This is a genomic window from Candidatus Eisenbacteria bacterium (genome assembly GCA_005893275.1).
GTDB lineage: Bacteria > Eisenbacteria > RBG-16-71-46 > SZUA-252 > SZUA-252 > WS-7.
Genome location: VBOW01000060.1, coordinates 1 through 15,719 on the forward strand (window position 1 = coordinate 1; position 15,719 = coordinate 15,719).

Sequence of the window (15,719 nt, forward strand, 5' to 3'; positions counted from 1 at the left end):
GGTCCGCCGCAGAATAGGAGCGGCCTTCTTGGACAGCAGTGCTGGAACTGCTAGGATGAGAACATGAAAAAGTCAGGCGCGAGCCAGGGCCAGTCGGCATCGGAGCTCATCTCGAAAAGAATCGCCGAGCTCGGGGACTGGCACGGGGGAACCCTCAGCAGAATGCGCAAGCTCATCAAGGAAGCAGACCCGGACGTCGTCGAGGAGTGGAAGTGGATGGGCACTCCGATTTGGTCGCACGACGGCATCATCTGCACTGGCGAATCCTACAAGAATGTCGTGAAGCTTACGTTTGCCAAGGGCGCGTCTCTAGAGGATAGGGCCCGTCTCTTCAACTCGAGTCTCGACGGAAACACACGCCGCGCGATCGACATCCACGAAGGAGAAAAAGTTGACGAGTCCGCCTTCAAGGCGCTCGTTCGCCAAGCGGTCGCGCTCAACAGTTCTGGCAAGTCGAAACCTTCGAAGAAAGCGAAGTCCTAAGGGATTCCGCCACCCGCTTCGGAACGGCCGATCCTCTTGATGTCCATTACCCGAGTTCCCTCATTGGGTCGCCTTCCATCGTGTCATCCTATCTTCCAAACCGGTCGAATCGATACGCCAGCTTCGGGCCCCCTTTCCCCTCGTACGCGAGCTGAGCGACGAGCAGCGCGAACGGCTCGGTGTAGCGGGCGATCCGCAGCGGGCCGGCATCCACCGGATCGAAGCCCACGTCGCGGATCATCTTGGCGGTCAGGTTCTTGCCGCTCCGGTCGTCGCCGCAGTACACCAGACCCGGTCGGCTGGCCTTGCGCCTGGCTTCGTACACGCCGAAGAGCACTTCACTCGGCACGGTGTTAAAGGCGGAGACGACCCGGGCCTTTGGAAGCCGCTTTGCAAGCGTCTCCGCGCCGGAGGAGGTGTGGGCGACGACGAGTTCGGTGTCGTCGTCATTCATCGGGAGGGAGCAGGTTACGATCACCTTGCCCGACAAGTCGCCTGCCTGATTGAGCACATCGTCTATTCGCGACCAGTGCACGGCCAGCAATACCGCGTCTGCTTCCTGGGCGGCCTCACGCGGCGTGCCGGGCCGCGCCTTGCCCTTGGCCTCCCGCGCGAGCCTCTCGAGCTTCTGGTTGCTGCGGGCATAGCTGAATACCACTTCATGACCGGCTCCCGCAAAGATCGTTCCGAGCTTGCCGCCCATCAACCCCGAACCCAGAATGCCAACGCGCATGATGATTCCCTCGGCTTCGTTGATCCGCCACCGAAACTGCTCATACTCCTGACTTCGCGAAAGCAGGATACGCGCTTTCGCCGGAGGTCGCCGCTGCGGGGAGAGGTAGGGATTTGTTAGTCTCAGCTCGGCGGACAAGCGCTAGGCCTTTGACAGCCCCGACACTGGAGGAATCGATGAAGACGACCGAATGGATCCTGGCGCAGCTCGAGAGTGAAGCACCCCGGACGCGGCGCGCGCTCGAGCGTGTGCCGGAGGGACGGGACGACTGGAAGCCGCATGAGAAATCAATGCCCCTTGGCCGCCTGGCCATGTTGGTGGCCACGATGCCGACCTGGATCAACCTGGTCGTCGATCGGGACGAGCTCGACATCGCCCCGAAGACGGGATCCAACGTCGACCAGAAGCCACTTCGGACGCGGGCCGAGCTGGTCCAGGCGCTCGACGAGGGGGTCGCCGAGGCGCGTACTGTGCTTCGGAAGACGACGGACGACCACTTGAAGAAACCCTGGCGGCTCCTCGTCGGGGGGAAGGTCGTCAGCGAGGAGCCCCGCGAGGTCGTCCTCCGAGACACGATGATGCACCTGTCCCATCACCGCGGCCAGTTGACCGTCTATCTCCGGCTCAACGGAGCCCCGGTGCCTTCGATTTACGGACCCACGGCGGACGACATGCAGTTTGCCTGAGCGACCGGCCGGTGAGCGTGCGCATGCACGCTCTTGTCGTCACCGCGCGGTAACAGGCGGCCCGCGCATGCTGGACCGTCGGGTCCTACGTCGTCAGGATTACGACCTGCTTGACCTTGCGGAACTCCTTGGGATCGACGATGCGGAGCTCCACCATGCCCTTTCCCACAGGCTGTATCGTGTAGCTTGAGACCGGCTGCGCGCTCAAGACCCGGGCTTTATCGGACGGAATCCGGATCACGTTCTCCTGGTCGGTATCCAGAGGGGTGAACACCGTCTGGTCGAAATGGCCCGAGGGCTTTAGGGTCTTCCCGAGTCCAAGGACGCCGCCCTTCGCCTCCACGATACCGGAGCGTGTGAGCTCCTTCTTCGTCCCTATTGTGTAGAAGATGGTCGCGAGCTCATGCTGCTTTTCCGCCAGCTCTTGCTGCCTTTGCGCGAGCTCTTGCTGCTGGCCCTGGACCTCGGCGGAGAGTCCCGAGACTTGGGTCTGCAGGGTATCGACCTGCGTGGCGAGCTGTTCGATGCGCTCCTCCTTCTCGGCCGCCAATTTCCGGAGCCCGGCGATCATCTTCTCCAACCCCGCGATCTTGACCCGATTATTCTTCAGCCTCGAATCCAGCTCCTGGATCCGCTCCTTGGTACGCTCGATAGCGCCCTTGAGGATGGCGATACGGGTGAGGACCTGGTCGTGAAGGGTCGGCGGCAGTTGGACCTCGTTCCGGTCACCGGCTGGAAGGCCCCGTATTGTTCCCTCTCCCACCACGATGGCGTTCAGGCTGTCCTGGATCACGACGATCTCGTTGACGGCCTGCTCATAGCGATGCCGCATGCTCTCCTGCTCGGCAGTCGCCAGGGCGTAGTTCGCCACGGACTTTCGATACTTGGAATAGAAGGCGATGGTGGTGCCGACCAGCAGCACGCTGATCAAGGCCAGAGCTACAACATACGATCTGCGCATGAGCCAACCTCCTCATCCGTGCGAATCGTCTCCGGCTGGCAAGTCGCCCATGAGCCGCTTGCGACGTTTCTGGCAGCCGGCCGGACCCGACCCGTCTGGGCATAGGCGGATAGCCCGCAAGACAAATGCCATCGGGCGCCTGCGCCCTGCTCCCACGAACCGATGCGGATGCACAAGCGATTCCAGCACTTGCCCTTGGCGGGCGGCAAGAGACGCGTCTACAACGGACTCCCCCGGATTCCACGGCCTCGAGATTGTACTTTTGGGAACGCCCAGACCGCGGGGATTAGCCGGACTTTACATATTGTGGTCCGTGGCGTTGGCGGGCGCAGCGGACCTGGATTTCCCCTACGACCTGGGTCGAGCAGTGTTCTGAACGGAAAGGATATTGCCGTCCGGATCTTTGAACCACGCGACCTGCAAATTGCCGGCAACATGGACGTCCCCCTTGCGAGTCACACCCGGCAGCTTGTCATAATGCTCGAACGTCACCCCCTTGGCTTTCAGCTCCTTCACGGTTCTCTCCACGTCATTCACTTCCCATAACGCCGCCGTTCCCCTGTTCGTCCCGGCAAACTCCGAACGATAAACACAAAGCTTGCTGCCGCCGCTTTGATACACCGAAGCGGCGCCGGGCATGGAGCCGATCTTCTTGAGCTCCAGCGTCTGCTCGTAGAACCGCTCCGCCGTCCTCAGATCCTTGACCGGAAGCATGGGCTGCACATCCGTGTTTCCCAACATCGCATTCTCCTTTTCCGCTGCCACGTCACCGGCGAGCGGAGGGAATGGTACTACGGCTTCATCGGGGTCCCGGGCCGAATTCCGAAACGCCGGCTCAGCTCCAGGATTCTCGCTCTCGACCACGCGTCTTTCGGGTTGGCGAGCGCCGCGCGTCCGTACAGTGCGATGGCTTCCTGAAAACGGCCTTCCCGCTCGCGCAACGCGGCCAGGCCGAGAAGCGCCCCGCCTTCCTCTGGATGGATCCGCAAGGCGTCTTCAAACGCTCGCGCCGCCTGTTCGAAATCACCCAAGTCCATCTCCAGGGCGCCCAGGTCGGCCCAGGTTTCCGGATCGTCCCGGCGCCCGTCGATCGAAAGCAGGTAATGGCGGCGGGCCTCCTCCAGACGGCCCTCCCGATGGAGGAATCCCGCGAGGGTGAGCTCCGCGTCCGCGTTCATCCGCGCCGGCATCGGCCCGGCTCCAAGGTTCGAAAGCGTGTAGACACCGACCAGGCCCGCCACGGCGGCGGCACGGGCCGGGCGTTTCGCATCGACGAGAAACCATTGAACGCCTCGCGCGGCGAACATGGCCAGGTAGGGCACGAGCGGCACCCGATACCGGGCCGTGATGAAGAAGGCCACATTGGCGAGGGCATAGATCACGATGATCCAGGCCAGGAGCGGCGCTCGTTTCCAAGCGATCCCGAGCCCCAGGAGCGACAGCGGAACAAGCACGCCGAACGGAAACGCAATCCCGGGCGCCTTCCAGAGGAGGGCCCAGAGGACAGGCGAATAGGCCCGCGCGGGATAAATTGCCTGATTCCGGAAGATCTCGTCTCCCCCGAGGAGGAGACGGACCTTCCGCAGCTGAAGCCGGAGAAAAGCTACGGGATCCCGGCGAGCCCATTCCGTGACTTTGCGGACGAAATAATTCGAGGCGCCGCCCTTGGACCAGATCCCATGCCGGACCGGTTCCGCGGTCAGATCTTTCCATCTGATGTCGGGACGCACCGCGACGATCTCGTCATAGCGTGGATTGTTCCCGATGTAGAGATTGACGCCCCCGTTCCATGAGATCGGGATCAGCTCGCCTCCCCGCGCCAGATTCCGGATCGTGGCGGGCGCGATCGCGAGCATCGCTCCGAGGAGACACCAGAGAGCGAGACGGCGTGCGAAAGCGGCGAAGATCCCGACCAATACCAAAGACGTCGCCGTCACGAGCGAAGCGAATCCGGCCACCGCGCCCGCCGCAAGCCAGAGCAGAGGGGGCCGCTCCGCCCCGCGGGCGAGCAGGGCCAGCGCCACGGCGCCGAGCTGGAGCGCCACGGTGAGCGACACTCCCAGAAGCTCCCCGTCGAAATAGATCAACGTCCCATAGAGCGCGACCGCGAGGCCGGCCGTGAGGCCCACCGCTCGCCCGAATTCTTTGGCCCCAGTCCACGCCGTGAGAAGGGCGGCGAAGGCGCCGAGTGCGGCTTGAACGAGACGAGGGGCGAGGAAGCTCACGCCTCCCGCCGCCCAGTAGATGAGCCCGAGGAAGTAGGGATATCCCGGAGGCTGCCAGAAGATCTTGTCGGGGTGCCCTTCGCCGGCCGCGATCGAGCGTGCGGCCTGATGGAACGTGAAGGCATCGACCAGCGGGTGGTCGAAGTAGGGGCTCTGGCGCATGGCCAGGACATGGGCCAGGCGGAGCGCGAACGCGAACGCGAAGACGAGGAGCGCGTCGGAGACGCGGAGCCGTGACTCACCGCGGGAGCCCTGCACGGTGGCGAGCACCCGATCGTGCTCCTGCTACTCTATGGTCGCCCGCGTCCTCAGGCGCGTCGAGAAGCGCCGGGGTCGCGGGGCGAGCGTCACGGACCGATCCCGTAGCGCTCGATCAAGAGCCTGCGGTGGTGAAGCTCGTGGCCGGCCACGATCCACGCGAGCGCGCGAACGCTGACCGTCTTGTCATTGGCGGTCCCGCGGCGGACCAGCGCAGCGGCGTCGAAGCTACGGAACAGCGCGATTGACGCCGTGCGCACCGACTCGAGCTCTTCCAGCACGTCCGCAAGCGGCCTCGCGTCAAAGCATGCCATCGGCACGTACTTGGTCTCGTCGAATCCCGCGAGCGGCGTGGTGTCGCCACGCCCGATGCGGAGGGCGCGGTAGGCAAACACGCGCTCCGTGTCCGAGAGATGACCGATCACCTCTTTCACGCTCCACTTCCCCGGCGCGTAGCGGTGGAGGGCCCTCGCCCCGTCGAGCGGCCTGAGCAGGCGGCTCGTGTCCGCGATCTGCCCCGATAGCGCCGACAGGGCGTCATCGCCCGGGACCTTCTCGATGTACTTGCCGTAGTAGTCGAAGAACTCGTCAGCGGCCGGGCGTGGGATGGCGGCGGTTGCAGGCATCCGTCTACGTCACCGTTTCGCGCCGAGGCCCGCGCATTCGAGCATCCGCTCATGCTGAGCGCCAGTGAGCGGCATCACCGACAGTCGCGGCAGCCTGGCGAGGTCCGCGGACTTGAGCACCGCATCCGTCCGAAACGTGGCAAGGGGCACCGGGAAAGGAAACTCGCGGCCCGCCTTGAGGCGCACGACGACCCGCTTGGGATCGCCGAGCTTGGGGTCCGGAAAGGGATCCGAGTCCGCTACCGCGAGCCCGACCACCTGCTTCTCGTCGCCGGTGTGGTAGATGGCCACCGTATCGCCCTTCCGGACGGATCGCAGATGCTTCAAGGCGAGGGGGTTCTTCACCCCGTCCCATACGGTGCTCTTGTCTCGAGTCAGATCCCCGAACGAGTAGGTCGTGGGCTCGGTCTTGAAGAGGAAGGCAGCCACACGCAAACGTTAGCCAGAGCGCCCGAAGGGCGCAAGGAAAAGCTCTGCTGCTGCTTCTGTCCCGCCGGGTGGATCGATCCGAGGCTAATTTGGTAACATGCCGGACACAGGCGATGGAGTTCCGCCTCTAACCGCCCGATTCGGGCTGATGACTCCTACCTTCGGATGCGATGGTGGGAGTCATTTGCGTTAGCCCCTTGGGAGGAGAGAGATGGACGCCCTCGCGGTAGCCGCCCTCGCGGCAGGACTCATATTCCTCGCGAGCCTCGTCGCCGTCGAGGCGGCGCTTTCCGTTGCCATCATCGAGATCATCGCGGGCGTCGCCGCAGGGAACATCTTCGGGATCCACGGCGCTCCGTGGCTCGATTTCCTCGCGCAGTTCGGTGGGGTTCTTCTCACCTTCCTGGCCGGTGCCGAGGTCGACCCCGGCCTACTGCGAAGCAATCTACGCTCGAGTGTTGCCCTTGGGGCGGCGTCCTTCCTCTCGCCATTCCTCCTCGCGGGCGCCTTCGCCCTCCTCATCGCCCATTGGACTCTGAAGGCGTCGCTCATCGCGGGCGTGGCGCTCTCCACAACCTCGCTCGCCGTCGTATACGCCGTGCTGGTGGAGACCGGATTAAGCGTTACCCGACTTGGAAAGCTCCTCATGGCGGCGACCTTCGTGACCGACATCGGAACGGCTCTCGCGCTGTCTCTGCTCTTCATCCCGCGGTACCGCGGTGTTCTTCCTCGTGTCCGCCGCAGCCATCGTGCTTGCGCCCCGGATCATCCCGCCGATCTTCGAGCGCTACGGCGACCGGGTGATCGAGCCTGAGATCAAGCTCCTCTTCGCGATTCTCTTGGGGCTCATGCTCCTCGCCAGCATCGGGAAGAGCCACGCGGTGCTCCCGGTCTTCGTGCTCGGGCTGGTCCTCGCACCGATGTTTCACCGCCACAGGGACCTCCAGCGAAAGCTCCGCGTGGTGGCCTTTGGCGTAATCACGCCGATGTTCTTCCTCAAGGGCGGTATGAACGTCTCTCTGGCGCTGATCTGGCCGCAAATCGGACTCGTCCTGGCGTTCTTCCTGGTGAAGCTCGTCTCCAAGTCCGTGGCGGTCTATCCGCTCGCGCGACAGCACATGCCCGGAGCGCCGGTGTACGCGACGCTGCTCATGAGCACCGGGCTCACCTTCGGGACCATTTCCTCTCTGTACGGGCTTAACGCCGGCTTCATCGACCGCGCTCAGTTCTCCGTGCTCCTGTTCGTCGTCATTGCGAGCGCCGTCGTCCCGACTCTCGTCGCCCAGCGGTGGTTCGCGCCAAAGCTAACCCCCGAGGAGCGGGAGGAGGTCCTGGCACGCGAAGAGGAGAGTATGTAGAGGAGGACGCAACGGCCAGTCCTGCACGTTCCGCCCGATCATCCTCCCGACATCAAGAGGAGCGTGAAGATCACGAGATCCATGAATCCATGGATGATCCACGCCCAAGTGAACCCCCGCGTGTCCATCATGCTCTTGCCCCACAGGAAGCCGGCGAACCCGGCCATGACGACGCCCGTCGGGCCCGATGGGTGGCCGAACCAATGGCCCAGACCGAAGCGGGCCGACGTGATCCAGAGCGCCTGGGAAGCGCCCACGACGGGAACCAATCGGGCAAGGAGAACCGAGCGGAACCGAAACTCCTCCTGGGCGGCGTTGAAGACGGAGAACGCGAGGGCCAGCGGCAGTCCCTTCAAGGCGCGCTGAAGAAGGTGAGGATCCGGTCTTACGGTGACCATGAGCTGGAGAAGGAGCGGGCCCGCGAGGAAGAACACGAGGAAGGGCCCGAACCACGCCCACGAAACGCGCGGTGCCCGGAAGGGCATCGGGCACTGAGCCGATAGGTCGCCTCGGACGAGGAACAGGTCGCGGCGGGTGAGACCGCTGCCGATCAGGCTGGCGGCCAGGAACAAGCAGGGTATGAGCTCCAGCAGAGAGTCCGCGAATACGAACTGCCACGTGGGGGCATGGGCGAGCCATGCGCGCCACATTCCTGTCGACTCGACTTGGAAGAGCAGCAGGTAACCAAGGACGAGCAGCGCCATCGACCGCAGGTAGCCCCGAAGTGGCCGAAGGCGCGGCAGCGCGTGGGCCACAGCGAGGAGACCCGCGCTTGCGCCCAGGTTGAGGAGGGGTAACCAGCCTGGCGGATCCGCGTGCAGCGCGACGCGAAAGAGGATGGCCGCGAACGGGCTGGCCGGAAGAATCGCCAGCCACGCGATAAGCGATACGACGATCGACGAGGTGGGCTTTTCACCGATTTGCGTGCCGTAGGCGCTCATGCGCGCATTGGGCCGACCCGCTCCAAAACGATCTCACGCACGTGGGCGCCTCCGTTCTCCCGGGTCTCGATGGAGATCGAGAGGGTTGCCGGCTCGCCCTCGCCGATTTCGAAGCTGAATCCGCTACCCCCGATCGCGAGAATGTCGGTAGTGGCGGTCCGCCAGACGTGCAGGAAGACTCCTCCTCCAGAGCCTTCGACGAGAACCCTCCAGGTCCCCGCCGGTACCATGAGACCTGTAAGCCCCGCAGGGGTGTCGGGGAAGACGCCGACGCCAATCCGCCCCGCAGCGTCGAGCCGCGCCTTGCTCAGCCTATTTGCCGCGAAGAGATACCCGGGTATCTGAATCCGATCCTTGGAGCGTCGAATTCCGATCGCTCCCCCCTCTGTTCGGACCCAAATGATGGAGAGCAGGTGCCACGGGCGCTCGCATTCGAAGGTCACCGGTCGAAACCTCCTGTCGAACTCGGAGCGAGGATCGGAGACCATCTCGCGCCCGCTTCGGAAATAGGGGCGGAGGCTACCCGTCGGCCGAGCGAACAGCACCAGGTCCGGCTTGCGGGAGAGAACGTAGGCGCCGCTGCCGAGCTCGTGCCCCAGCGAGCCCTTCCCAAAATCCGCGGGCCGGTGGTGAGCCAAGTAGCGGTCGTTGATTCCGAGCATGTCGACCGATGGGAGACCCGAAAAATACGGTACGCAGCCGGCGGGGTCGACCGCAAGGAGCGGGTGCTGGGCGCCGAACGCTTTCGCGAGCAGCCCACCGATGACCTTCCCATCCCATTCCCATCGCTCGTTACGGGCGCGCATGTTCTGGGGATCCAAGAACTGGAAGACCACGAGAGCGAGAGCGCAGAATGCACCCGTCCATAAGACCGGCCCGAGCGGCCCTTGGGACGAAATACGCTTCGTAAGGACAATCGCCGTCAGGTAGGAGAGCACGACGATCGCGGGTACGAGATGCCGGTGCCCCGGGAACAAATCGCCGCCGACGGTGGCGACGTACGCCAACCAGAAGGCCAAGATAGCGGCGAGAAATAGGATCCGGCTTCGCAGGCCCGCAGAGGCGGCGACGCGGAAGACGAAAAGCGATGGGACAAGAAGACCGGCGAGATAGATACCGCCGCCCACGTACTGGAGGCCGGTCCAGACTCGCTCGGGCGTGAGACCCACTTTGGCGTAGGCCGAGTTGGGCAGCCAATCGTGGTAATAGGCGAGCCGGAAGGCGAGCTGTCCGACGAAAAACAGGAACGGGAGGAGGGCAAGAAGAAACGCAGCCCGCAGCGTCGCGCGGTTGAGCCCTCGAGCGGCGAGGATTCCAAGACAGGCGGCGACTGTGAACACCACCCCGTCCGCTCTCGTGATGACGATCAGGCCGAAAAGCAGCCCAGGAACGAGCAGGCTCGCGGTCCTGGGTCTCGGGTCTTCCAGCACCGGAAACGAGAAGGCGAGTGCCCAGGCCAACAGTCCCGCCAGGAGCGGCTGCTCGAGGCCGCCTACGGTCCAGATCACAACCGGCCCGGAGAGTGCCATCGCCAAGCCTCCGGCGAGACCGGGAAGCGCCTTTTGAATCGTAGGGCCCCGGTGCACCCAAAGAAGAGCCGCAATCGCCGCCGCAGAGCCGATGAAGCCGAGCGCACGCGCAGCCACCACCAAGTCGATCCGTAACTTTCCGAGGAGCGCGCACCCAAGCACCCAGAGCAGGTTCGAGTATCCCTCCACCACTTCCCCGTCGCTCCAGGTCAGACCCAGTCCTCGCAGCAGCCTATCCGAGTACCGGAGCGAGATGAAAGCGTCGTCGGCCATGAAGTGGCGGTAATACCAAGCGTGGGCCACCAGGATCGCCATCGCGCACGCGAAGGCAGCCAGCGAGAATCGCAGAGCTCGTGCCCTTCGCGTGGCCCCGGGACGTTGAAACCGCGGTTCTGAGTCCATTCCATCAGGAAAGCAGCCGGGCGGTCAGCGTGATCGCGCTGCCTGCGAATGCCTTCGAGACTGGGCAGCCGGCCTTGGCCGTTTCCGCATGAGTCCGAAACGCGGCCTCGTCGATCCCCGGAACGGACGCCTCGGTCGCGAGCTCGATCTTGGTGATCGCGAAGCCCGCTCCCTCGCGCTCGAGGTGCACGGTCGCGGTCGTGTGGATGCGACCCGGCGGATGCCCGGAGGCGGTGAGCCCCGCGGCCAGCGCCATGGAGAAGCAGCCGGCGTGAGCAGCGCCCAACAGCTCCTCGGGATTCGTCCCCTTGCCATCCTCGAAGCGGTCGCGGTACGAGTACGGGCCCTCGAAAGCCCCGCTCCCGAGCTTCAGGCGACCCGCTCCTTCTCTGAGATTGCCCCGCCACTCAGCTTCCGCGCGGCGTGCCGGCATAGGCTTGCTCCTTTCTCTGGGGTCAACTCCTCCGGAAATCGCTGGTAGGCAGCATCACATTCGACGCGCGCCGGAGGAGTCGTCTCGACCGATCCAGATCCAGGCGCACGCGGCGGCGATGAGCGCGAGCGCCGCGGAAGCGCGCGCGATGGCGCGGAACCCCGCGACGAAAGCCAGGTCGATGGCTTGCCGAACCGACGAGGCCTGCACGGCCTGAAGCGCGTGAGGCGGCTCGGCGGCGGCGAGCCTGGCGCGCTCGGCGAGGATCTCCTCGCGAGCGGAGGGGCTCAGGGGAAGCACCTGGACCCGACGCTCCAAGTCTTGTCCAAATGTGCCCGCGAGCACGATCCCGAAAAGCGCGATCGCCAGGAGGCCGGCCGCTCGCGAAACGGCGTTGTTGACGCCGGACGCGATGCCAGCGCTCTCCTCCCCCGCCGCGTTCATCACCGCTGTCGTGAGGGGCGCAATGCTTGCGGCCATCCCGAGGCCGACCACGAGAACGCCAGGGAAAAAGGTCCCCCAGTAGCTCCCCCCGATTCCGGGTAGGGCCAGAAGCAAGAATCCAACCGCGGTGACGACGGGCCCCACGAGAAGCGGCAGCCGCGGTCCGAAGCGCGCCACGAGCCCCCCGGACCAGCGCGAGAGTAGAAACAGGACCGCGATGAAGGGGAGCATCGCGGCTCCGGCCTCGAGAGGCGAATAGCCCTGGACTTGAATCAGATCGAGCGGAAGAAAGAAAAAGACGCACGCGAGCGCTCCGTAGAGAAAGAGGGTGAGCGCGTTGGCCCCGGTGAAGGTCGGCGAGCGGAAGAGCGCAAGCGGCAGCATGGGAGATGTCGAGCGCGCCTCCACCGCGACGAACGCGGCGAGGGCGGCTCCACCCACGGCGAGCCCCGCGACCACGGCCGGGTCGGCCCAGCCCCGGCGGGATGACTCGATCAACCCGAAGACGAGGCCCCCGAGGCCCGCGGTCGCAAGCGAGGCCCCCAGAAGATCAAGCCCCCGCGCCTTGGGATTTCGGCTTTCGGGCACGCGCGGGAGGAGAAGCAACACGATGGCCGCAAGGGGCACATTAAGGAAGAATGCCCAGCGCCACGAGTGGCTGACGAGCCACCCTCCAAGCACGGGGCCTATTGCGGTCGTGATCCCGCTGAAGCCGGACCACGTCCCTATGGCCCGGCCTCTCCGGATTGGATCGAACGAGGCTGAGATGAGCGCGAGACTCCCCGGCACGAGGAGCGCGCCCCCCACGCCTTGCACGGCGCGCGCGACCACGAGCCACTGCACCGATGGAGCGATGCCGCACGCGATCGACGCCAAGGTGAAGAGGGCGATCCCGATCGCGTAGACGCGGCGTCGCCCGAAACGGTCGCCGAGCGAGCCGCCGACGAGGAGCAGCGCGGACAAGAAGAGGGCGTAAGCCTCGACCACCCACTGAAGATCCGCGCCCACGGCTCCGAATTCGGCCGCGATCGCCGGCAATGCCACCGAGACGACGGTGCCGTCGATGAAGGCAAGGCTCGAGCCGAGAATCGTCGCGGCAAGCACCCACGGGCCCGCCGAGGGCTCAGACACTGCGGCCGGTGGCCCCGAACGGATGGCGGCCTCGTCGCAGGGGAGTCGCACCGCGTGGGACATGGATGCCTACCGTCTCAGGGCGGTACCCTCAGCTCGCCTTCGAAAGGAGAAAAGGGTGCGGCAGCGCGTGCGCGTAAACGGGTTGGGCCGCTAGCGCACCGTCACCGAGAATCGGAACGTCCGCTCCGGCACGGTCTGCCACTCTCGCCGGTATTCGAGCCTCACGGTCTGCTTGCCCGGCCGGCCCGCGCGGAAGCGCCATGTCTCGGTCCCGCCGGATCCAGAAGTGCCATGCTTGGCGGTCCTCGCCACGTAGACCGGGTTCCCCTCGCGCACGATCACGGTTGACCCTGGATCCGCCAGGATCCACTTGAGGCCGCGCGACCGATGGGAGTCGAGCACGACGGTCACAACCTGGCCCTGACGTAGATCCAGGGAGGTGCCGTCGTCGCCAGCGGTGAGGGTCGATTTGCCGCCAGCGCGCACGCCCGCTTCGTGCCCGGAGGCACGCGCCTCGGCCCCTCCGGTCTTCTCGTGGGTCTTGCCGCCCTTCGAACCGGCCCCCGCGATCTGGGCCTTGCTCGACCCGGCCTTCCGGGCGGCCTCGGAGCCTTTTCCCTTCTGACAGCCGGCGGCCGCCAGGATCAAGATGCAAACCGCTGCGAGAACGCGCAACGACAAGCTCATCCTGTCCTCCTCTCGTTCGACCTCTACCCACCCTCGCGCCACGTCATGCGGCGCGTCCACCGCCACCCGGAGCTGATCTTGCGGAAGATACGGCGCGGGCGGGCCGCCCGCCACCGCTGAAATCGATGGAGCACGCCGGCAAGGAACCGGCGCGAAGGTCAGAGGGGCCGGATGCTGACGATCTCCACAACCGGCCCAACCATATGAACGCTCGCCACATCCGGCCGCAGCTTGGCCTCGAGTCGAACGCGTAGGCCGTCGCGCCGGAAATCGGCGGGCAACCCGCCGAGCGGCTCGTAGGTTGTGCCGTCGTCGCCGCGCACGGCCCAGACACCCCCTTCGAGCGTGTCGTACCGGATAGTACCGGTGACCCGGACGATCTCGGGAGACGAAGTCTCCTTACATCCAGCCGCGGTCAGGGCGCCGAGGATTCCAAGGAGCAGAGCGGTGCGCCGCATCCCAGCGTGCATTTCCGGGGCTTCCCCCTTGGAACGGCGCATCTACGGGAGCACCGCGAACCTTCGCGACAATTTCTTCTCTCCGGCTTCGAGCCGGTAGAAGTACACGCCGCCGGGCAGGCCCGACGTGTGGATCCGCGCCGAATGCGCGCCCGGGTCCAGGGTGGCGTCCACGGGCGTCATCAAGAGGCGCCCGCCCACGTCGAACACGCGCAGCACGACGTGCTCCCGCGCGGGGATCGAGAAGCGAACGCTCGTGGACCGCGACCCGGGGTTGGGCTCGCTCTGAGCCAGCGAGAACCCGATCCCGTCCGCCGCGGCCACCTGTTCGACGCCGGAGGCACCCGACCACCCGATATCGCCGAAGAGATTCATCGTGAGGTCCACGTCCGAAGAAAGCGAGGTATTGATCGCCGGCTCCATCAGCAGATTGGGCTCCGCCGATACGTCCCAGTGAGAGACGGACGATCCGGACTGAAACGGATTGGGAGCGTACATCTTGACGCGCCCGCTCGGGTGGGTCCCGGCCCTCTTGGTCGGGTCGAGCAAGAGCGTGGCGTTCATCCCGGCCAGGTTCGCCTTGAGGAGGTCGCCGTCCGATTGGCTGATGCGGACCGAGGGGATCGTGATCGTGGGGTCGCTCCCGGTCATGCCGGGCGGTGGGCAGCCGGGCACGCTGTCCGCGACGACGACCCCGATCGCCCCCGCGTTCTGAGCGTTCTTGACCTTGGTCACGAAGGTGCAGCCGCCGCGATCAAGAAGCACGATCTTCCCGGCGACGGGGTTGACGAGCGGCTCGCAGGCGTTGGTTGTAACGCCCACGCCGTCGTTCGCGAGCGCCACGTCCCCGGTCACGCCGCTCTCGCTTAGAGGCGGCCCGAACGTTGCCAGGCCGACTTCGTAATCGCCCACAGCGGGTGCGGGGCCGTTCACGTGCAAGTTCGGCTTCGAGGCTAGGTAACTTGCCGCCCGCGCGGTGACCAGGGGCCCGTCCCAGACGAGGTTCCCGCAGCTCACCGTCGATACGGAGCGCTGCCCGTTGGTCATCTGATCCCAGTGGAGCCCGAAGGACGGATCGAACAGGAAGTGGTCGAAGACGTGCGGCGCACCGTTCAGGAAACCGCCCGTCTGGCCGCTGGTCGTCGTGCTGAAGCCCAACCCGTGGCCTAACTCGTGAAGCAGGACCGGCAGCAGCTCGATCTGTCCCCCCTCCTCCCCGTCGATGCCGTAGTACCAGCCCACGGTGAGGCAGGTCGCCCCCCCGACGCTCGAATTGAAGGTCGCGTTGATATCGCTCTGCGTGGGGTCGAGATCCGTGCCGGCCAGCTTGTTGGCCAGTGCCTGGTGGTACCAGGTTCCGGGGAAGATCGCCCCGGTGAAGTCGCGGTGCACGGTGGTCGGCCCCGCGCTCCCCAATACGCCACTCGTCTGGGTGCAGGAGAGCGGGTCGAACTTGGCGTTCACCCGGATCTCGACGTCGCTCCTGAGCAGGGTCCCCCAGATGCCGGCGGCGCGCTGGAAGACGAAGAGCCGCTGCGCGCCGATGGTGGTGCCCGGATTCCCGCCGACCGGCGCCACCGGGGTGGGATCGTTGAAGCCCTCGTTGGGCCCATCCCCGTTCACGATCGTAATGACCGCGGCGCAGGCGGCGGTGGGAGCGAGAGCCCCCCCCAGCGTGAGGGTGCCGAGTACGGCCACGGCAGCGAAGGCCGTGGGGGCCACGATCGCGAGCGAAATGCGCGGACGCGTCATCGCGGCCCCTCCCCGTCCACGCATTGGAAGTTCAGCTTTCCGTCCGGGCCGACTCGGACCGTCATGAACTCCTGGAATCGGCCCTGCAGGTCCACGCTGACCGACCCGTCCGAGTGGTGCACCTCGACGAGATCCGCCGGCGAATGGTCGAGCCGGAGCTGCTCCAGCTCCGAAAGCTCC

The 15,719-nt window shown here is 65.6% G+C and carries 15 protein-coding genes and 1 pseudogene; 3 read left to right on the forward strand and 13 right to left on the reverse strand.

Going from position 1 to position 15,719, the window contains the following annotated elements; translation table 11 throughout:
• The first annotated feature begins 63 nt into the window (after positions 1-63).
• Entirely contained in the window at positions 64-483 is a 420-nt protein-coding gene (locus E6K76_10045; GenBank protein ID TMQ57576.1) for a DUF1801 domain-containing protein, read from the forward strand.
• 88 nt (positions 484-571) lie between these two features.
• Here E6K76_10045 and E6K76_10050 read toward each other — a convergent pair whose 3' ends face one another.
• Positions 572-1,216 (reverse strand): transmembrane reductase oxidoreductase, encoded by a 645-nt coding sequence (locus E6K76_10050; GenBank protein TMQ57590.1) that lies wholly within the window; start codon positions 1,214-1,216, stop codon positions 572-574.
• A gap of 176 nt (positions 1,217-1,392) precedes the next feature.
• Here E6K76_10050 and E6K76_10055 point away from each other — a divergent pair, with 176 nt between their 5' ends.
• Positions 1,393-1,902: a damage-inducible protein DinB gene (locus tag E6K76_10055; GenBank protein TMQ57577.1), complete on the forward strand. Its 510-nt coding sequence runs from the start codon at positions 1,393-1,395 to the stop codon at positions 1,900-1,902.
• 85 nt (positions 1,903-1,987) lie between these two features.
• On the opposite strand, the gene E6K76_10060 is transcribed toward E6K76_10055, so the two are convergent.
• The 5 genes from E6K76_10060 to E6K76_10080 form a co-directional block, all read right to left on the reverse strand.
• On the reverse strand, positions 1,988-2,863 hold the full coding sequence (locus E6K76_10060) for a hypothetical protein (protein ID TMQ57578.1): 876 nt from the start codon (positions 2,861-2,863) through the stop codon (positions 1,988-1,990).
• A gap of 348 nt (positions 2,864-3,211) precedes the next feature.
• On the reverse strand, positions 3,212-3,604 hold the full coding sequence (locus tag E6K76_10065; protein TMQ57579.1) for a VOC family protein: 393 nt from the start codon (positions 3,602-3,604) through the stop codon (positions 3,212-3,214).
• Between the two features lie 50 nt (positions 3,605-3,654).
• Positions 3,655-5,358 carry a tetratricopeptide repeat protein gene (locus tag E6K76_10070; protein ID TMQ57580.1) on the reverse strand — a complete coding sequence of 568 codons (1,704 nt, stop codon included), beginning with the start codon at positions 5,356-5,358 and terminating at the stop codon, positions 3,655-3,657.
• A gap of 77 nt (positions 5,359-5,435) precedes the next feature.
• Positions 5,436-5,972, reverse strand: coding sequence for a DinB family protein (locus tag E6K76_10075; GenBank protein TMQ57581.1), 537 nt, complete (start codon positions 5,970-5,972; stop codon positions 5,436-5,438).
• Positions 5,973-5,981: 9 nt separating this feature from the next.
• Positions 5,982-6,401, reverse strand: a complete 420-nt coding sequence (locus E6K76_10080; GenBank protein ID TMQ57582.1) for an EVE domain-containing protein — start codon at positions 6,399-6,401, stop codon at positions 5,982-5,984.
• A 211-nt stretch (positions 6,402-6,612) separates the two neighbouring features.
• Here E6K76_10080 and E6K76_10085 point away from each other — a divergent pair.
• A pseudogene (locus E6K76_10085) lies at positions 6,613-7,759 on the forward strand (cation:proton antiporter).
• 38 nt (positions 7,760-7,797) lie between these two features.
• Here E6K76_10085 and E6K76_10090 read toward each other — a convergent pair.
• The 7 genes from E6K76_10090 to E6K76_10120 all read right to left on the reverse strand — a co-directional run bounded on the left by E6K76_10090 (position 7,798) and on the right by E6K76_10120 (position 15,539).
• Complete coding sequence (locus E6K76_10090) at positions 7,798-8,700, reverse strand: CPBP family intramembrane metalloprotease (GenBank protein ID TMQ57583.1); 903 nt, start codon at positions 8,698-8,700, stop codon at positions 7,798-7,800.
• Entirely contained in the window at positions 8,697-10,544 is a 1,848-nt protein-coding gene (locus tag E6K76_10095; GenBank protein ID TMQ57584.1) for a hypothetical protein, read from the reverse strand. The genes E6K76_10090 and E6K76_10095 overlap by 4 nt, the downstream gene beginning before the upstream one ends.
• A gap of 91 nt (positions 10,545-10,635) precedes the next feature.
• Entirely contained in the window at positions 10,636-11,064 is a 429-nt protein-coding gene (locus E6K76_10100) for an OsmC family protein (protein ID TMQ57585.1), read from the reverse strand.
• Between the two features lie 54 nt (positions 11,065-11,118).
• On the reverse strand, positions 11,119-12,702 hold the full coding sequence (locus E6K76_10105; GenBank protein TMQ57586.1) for an MFS transporter: 1,584 nt from the start codon (positions 12,700-12,702) through the stop codon (positions 11,119-11,121).
• A 90-nt stretch (positions 12,703-12,792) separates the two neighbouring features.
• The gene (locus E6K76_10110) at positions 12,793-13,329 is read right to left on the reverse strand and encodes a hypothetical protein (GenBank protein ID TMQ57587.1); all 537 of its coding nucleotides are present in this window, start codon (positions 13,327-13,329) and stop codon (positions 12,793-12,795) included.
• A gap of 158 nt (positions 13,330-13,487) precedes the next feature.
• Positions 13,488-13,787, reverse strand: coding sequence for a hypothetical protein (locus tag E6K76_10115; GenBank protein TMQ57588.1), 300 nt, complete (start codon positions 13,785-13,787; stop codon positions 13,488-13,490).
• Between the two features lie 42 nt (positions 13,788-13,829).
• A complete protein-coding gene (locus E6K76_10120) occupies positions 13,830-15,539 on the reverse strand; it encodes a T9SS type A sorting domain-containing protein (GenBank protein ID TMQ57589.1) in 1,710 nt (569 codons plus the stop codon).
• Between the last annotated feature and the right edge of the window lie 180 nt (positions 15,540-15,719).

Bases quoted from the DNA above. Each gene is read 5' to 3' on its own strand.
- E6K76_10045 (TMQ57576.1), top strand. From the start codon at position 64: ATGAAAAAGTCAGGCGCGAGCCAGGGCCAGTCGGCATCGGAGCTCATC.
- E6K76_10050 (TMQ57590.1), bottom strand. From the start codon at position 1,216: ATGCGCGTTGGCATTCTGGGTTCGGGGTTGATGGGCGGCAAGCTCGGA.
- E6K76_10055 (TMQ57577.1), top strand. From the start codon at position 1,393: ATGAAGACGACCGAATGGATCCTGGCGCAGCTCGAGAGTGAAGCACCC.
- E6K76_10060 (TMQ57578.1), bottom strand. From the start codon at position 2,863: ATGCGCAGATCGTATGTTGTAGCTCTGGCCTTGATCAGCGTGCTGCTG.
- E6K76_10065 (TMQ57579.1), bottom strand. From the start codon at position 3,604: ATGTTGGGAAACACGGATGTGCAGCCCATGCTTCCGGTCAAGGATCTG.
- E6K76_10075 (TMQ57581.1), bottom strand. From the start codon at position 5,972: ATGCCTGCAACCGCCGCCATCCCACGCCCGGCCGCTGACGAGTTCTTC.
- E6K76_10090 (TMQ57583.1), bottom strand. From the start codon at position 8,700: ATGAGCGCCTACGGCACGCAAATCGGTGAAAAGCCCACCTCGTCGATC.
- E6K76_10095 (TMQ57584.1), bottom strand. From the start codon at position 10,544: ATGGCGATCCTGGTGGCCCACGCTTGGTATTACCGCCACTTCATGGCC.
- E6K76_10100 (TMQ57585.1), bottom strand. From the start codon at position 11,064: ATGCCGGCACGCCGCGCGGAAGCTGAGTGGCGGGGCAATCTCAGAGAA.
- E6K76_10105 (TMQ57586.1), bottom strand. From the start codon at position 12,702: ATGTCCCACGCGGTGCGACTCCCCTGCGACGAGGCCGCCATCCGTTCG.
- E6K76_10110 (TMQ57587.1), bottom strand. From the start codon at position 13,329: ATGAGCTTGTCGTTGCGCGTTCTCGCAGCGGTTTGCATCTTGATCCTG.
- E6K76_10115 (TMQ57588.1), bottom strand. From the start codon at position 13,787: ATGCGGCGCACCGCTCTGCTCCTTGGAATCCTCGGCGCCCTGACCGCG.
- E6K76_10120 (TMQ57589.1), bottom strand. From the start codon at position 15,539: ATGACGCGTCCGCGCATTTCGCTCGCGATCGTGGCCCCCACGGCCTTC.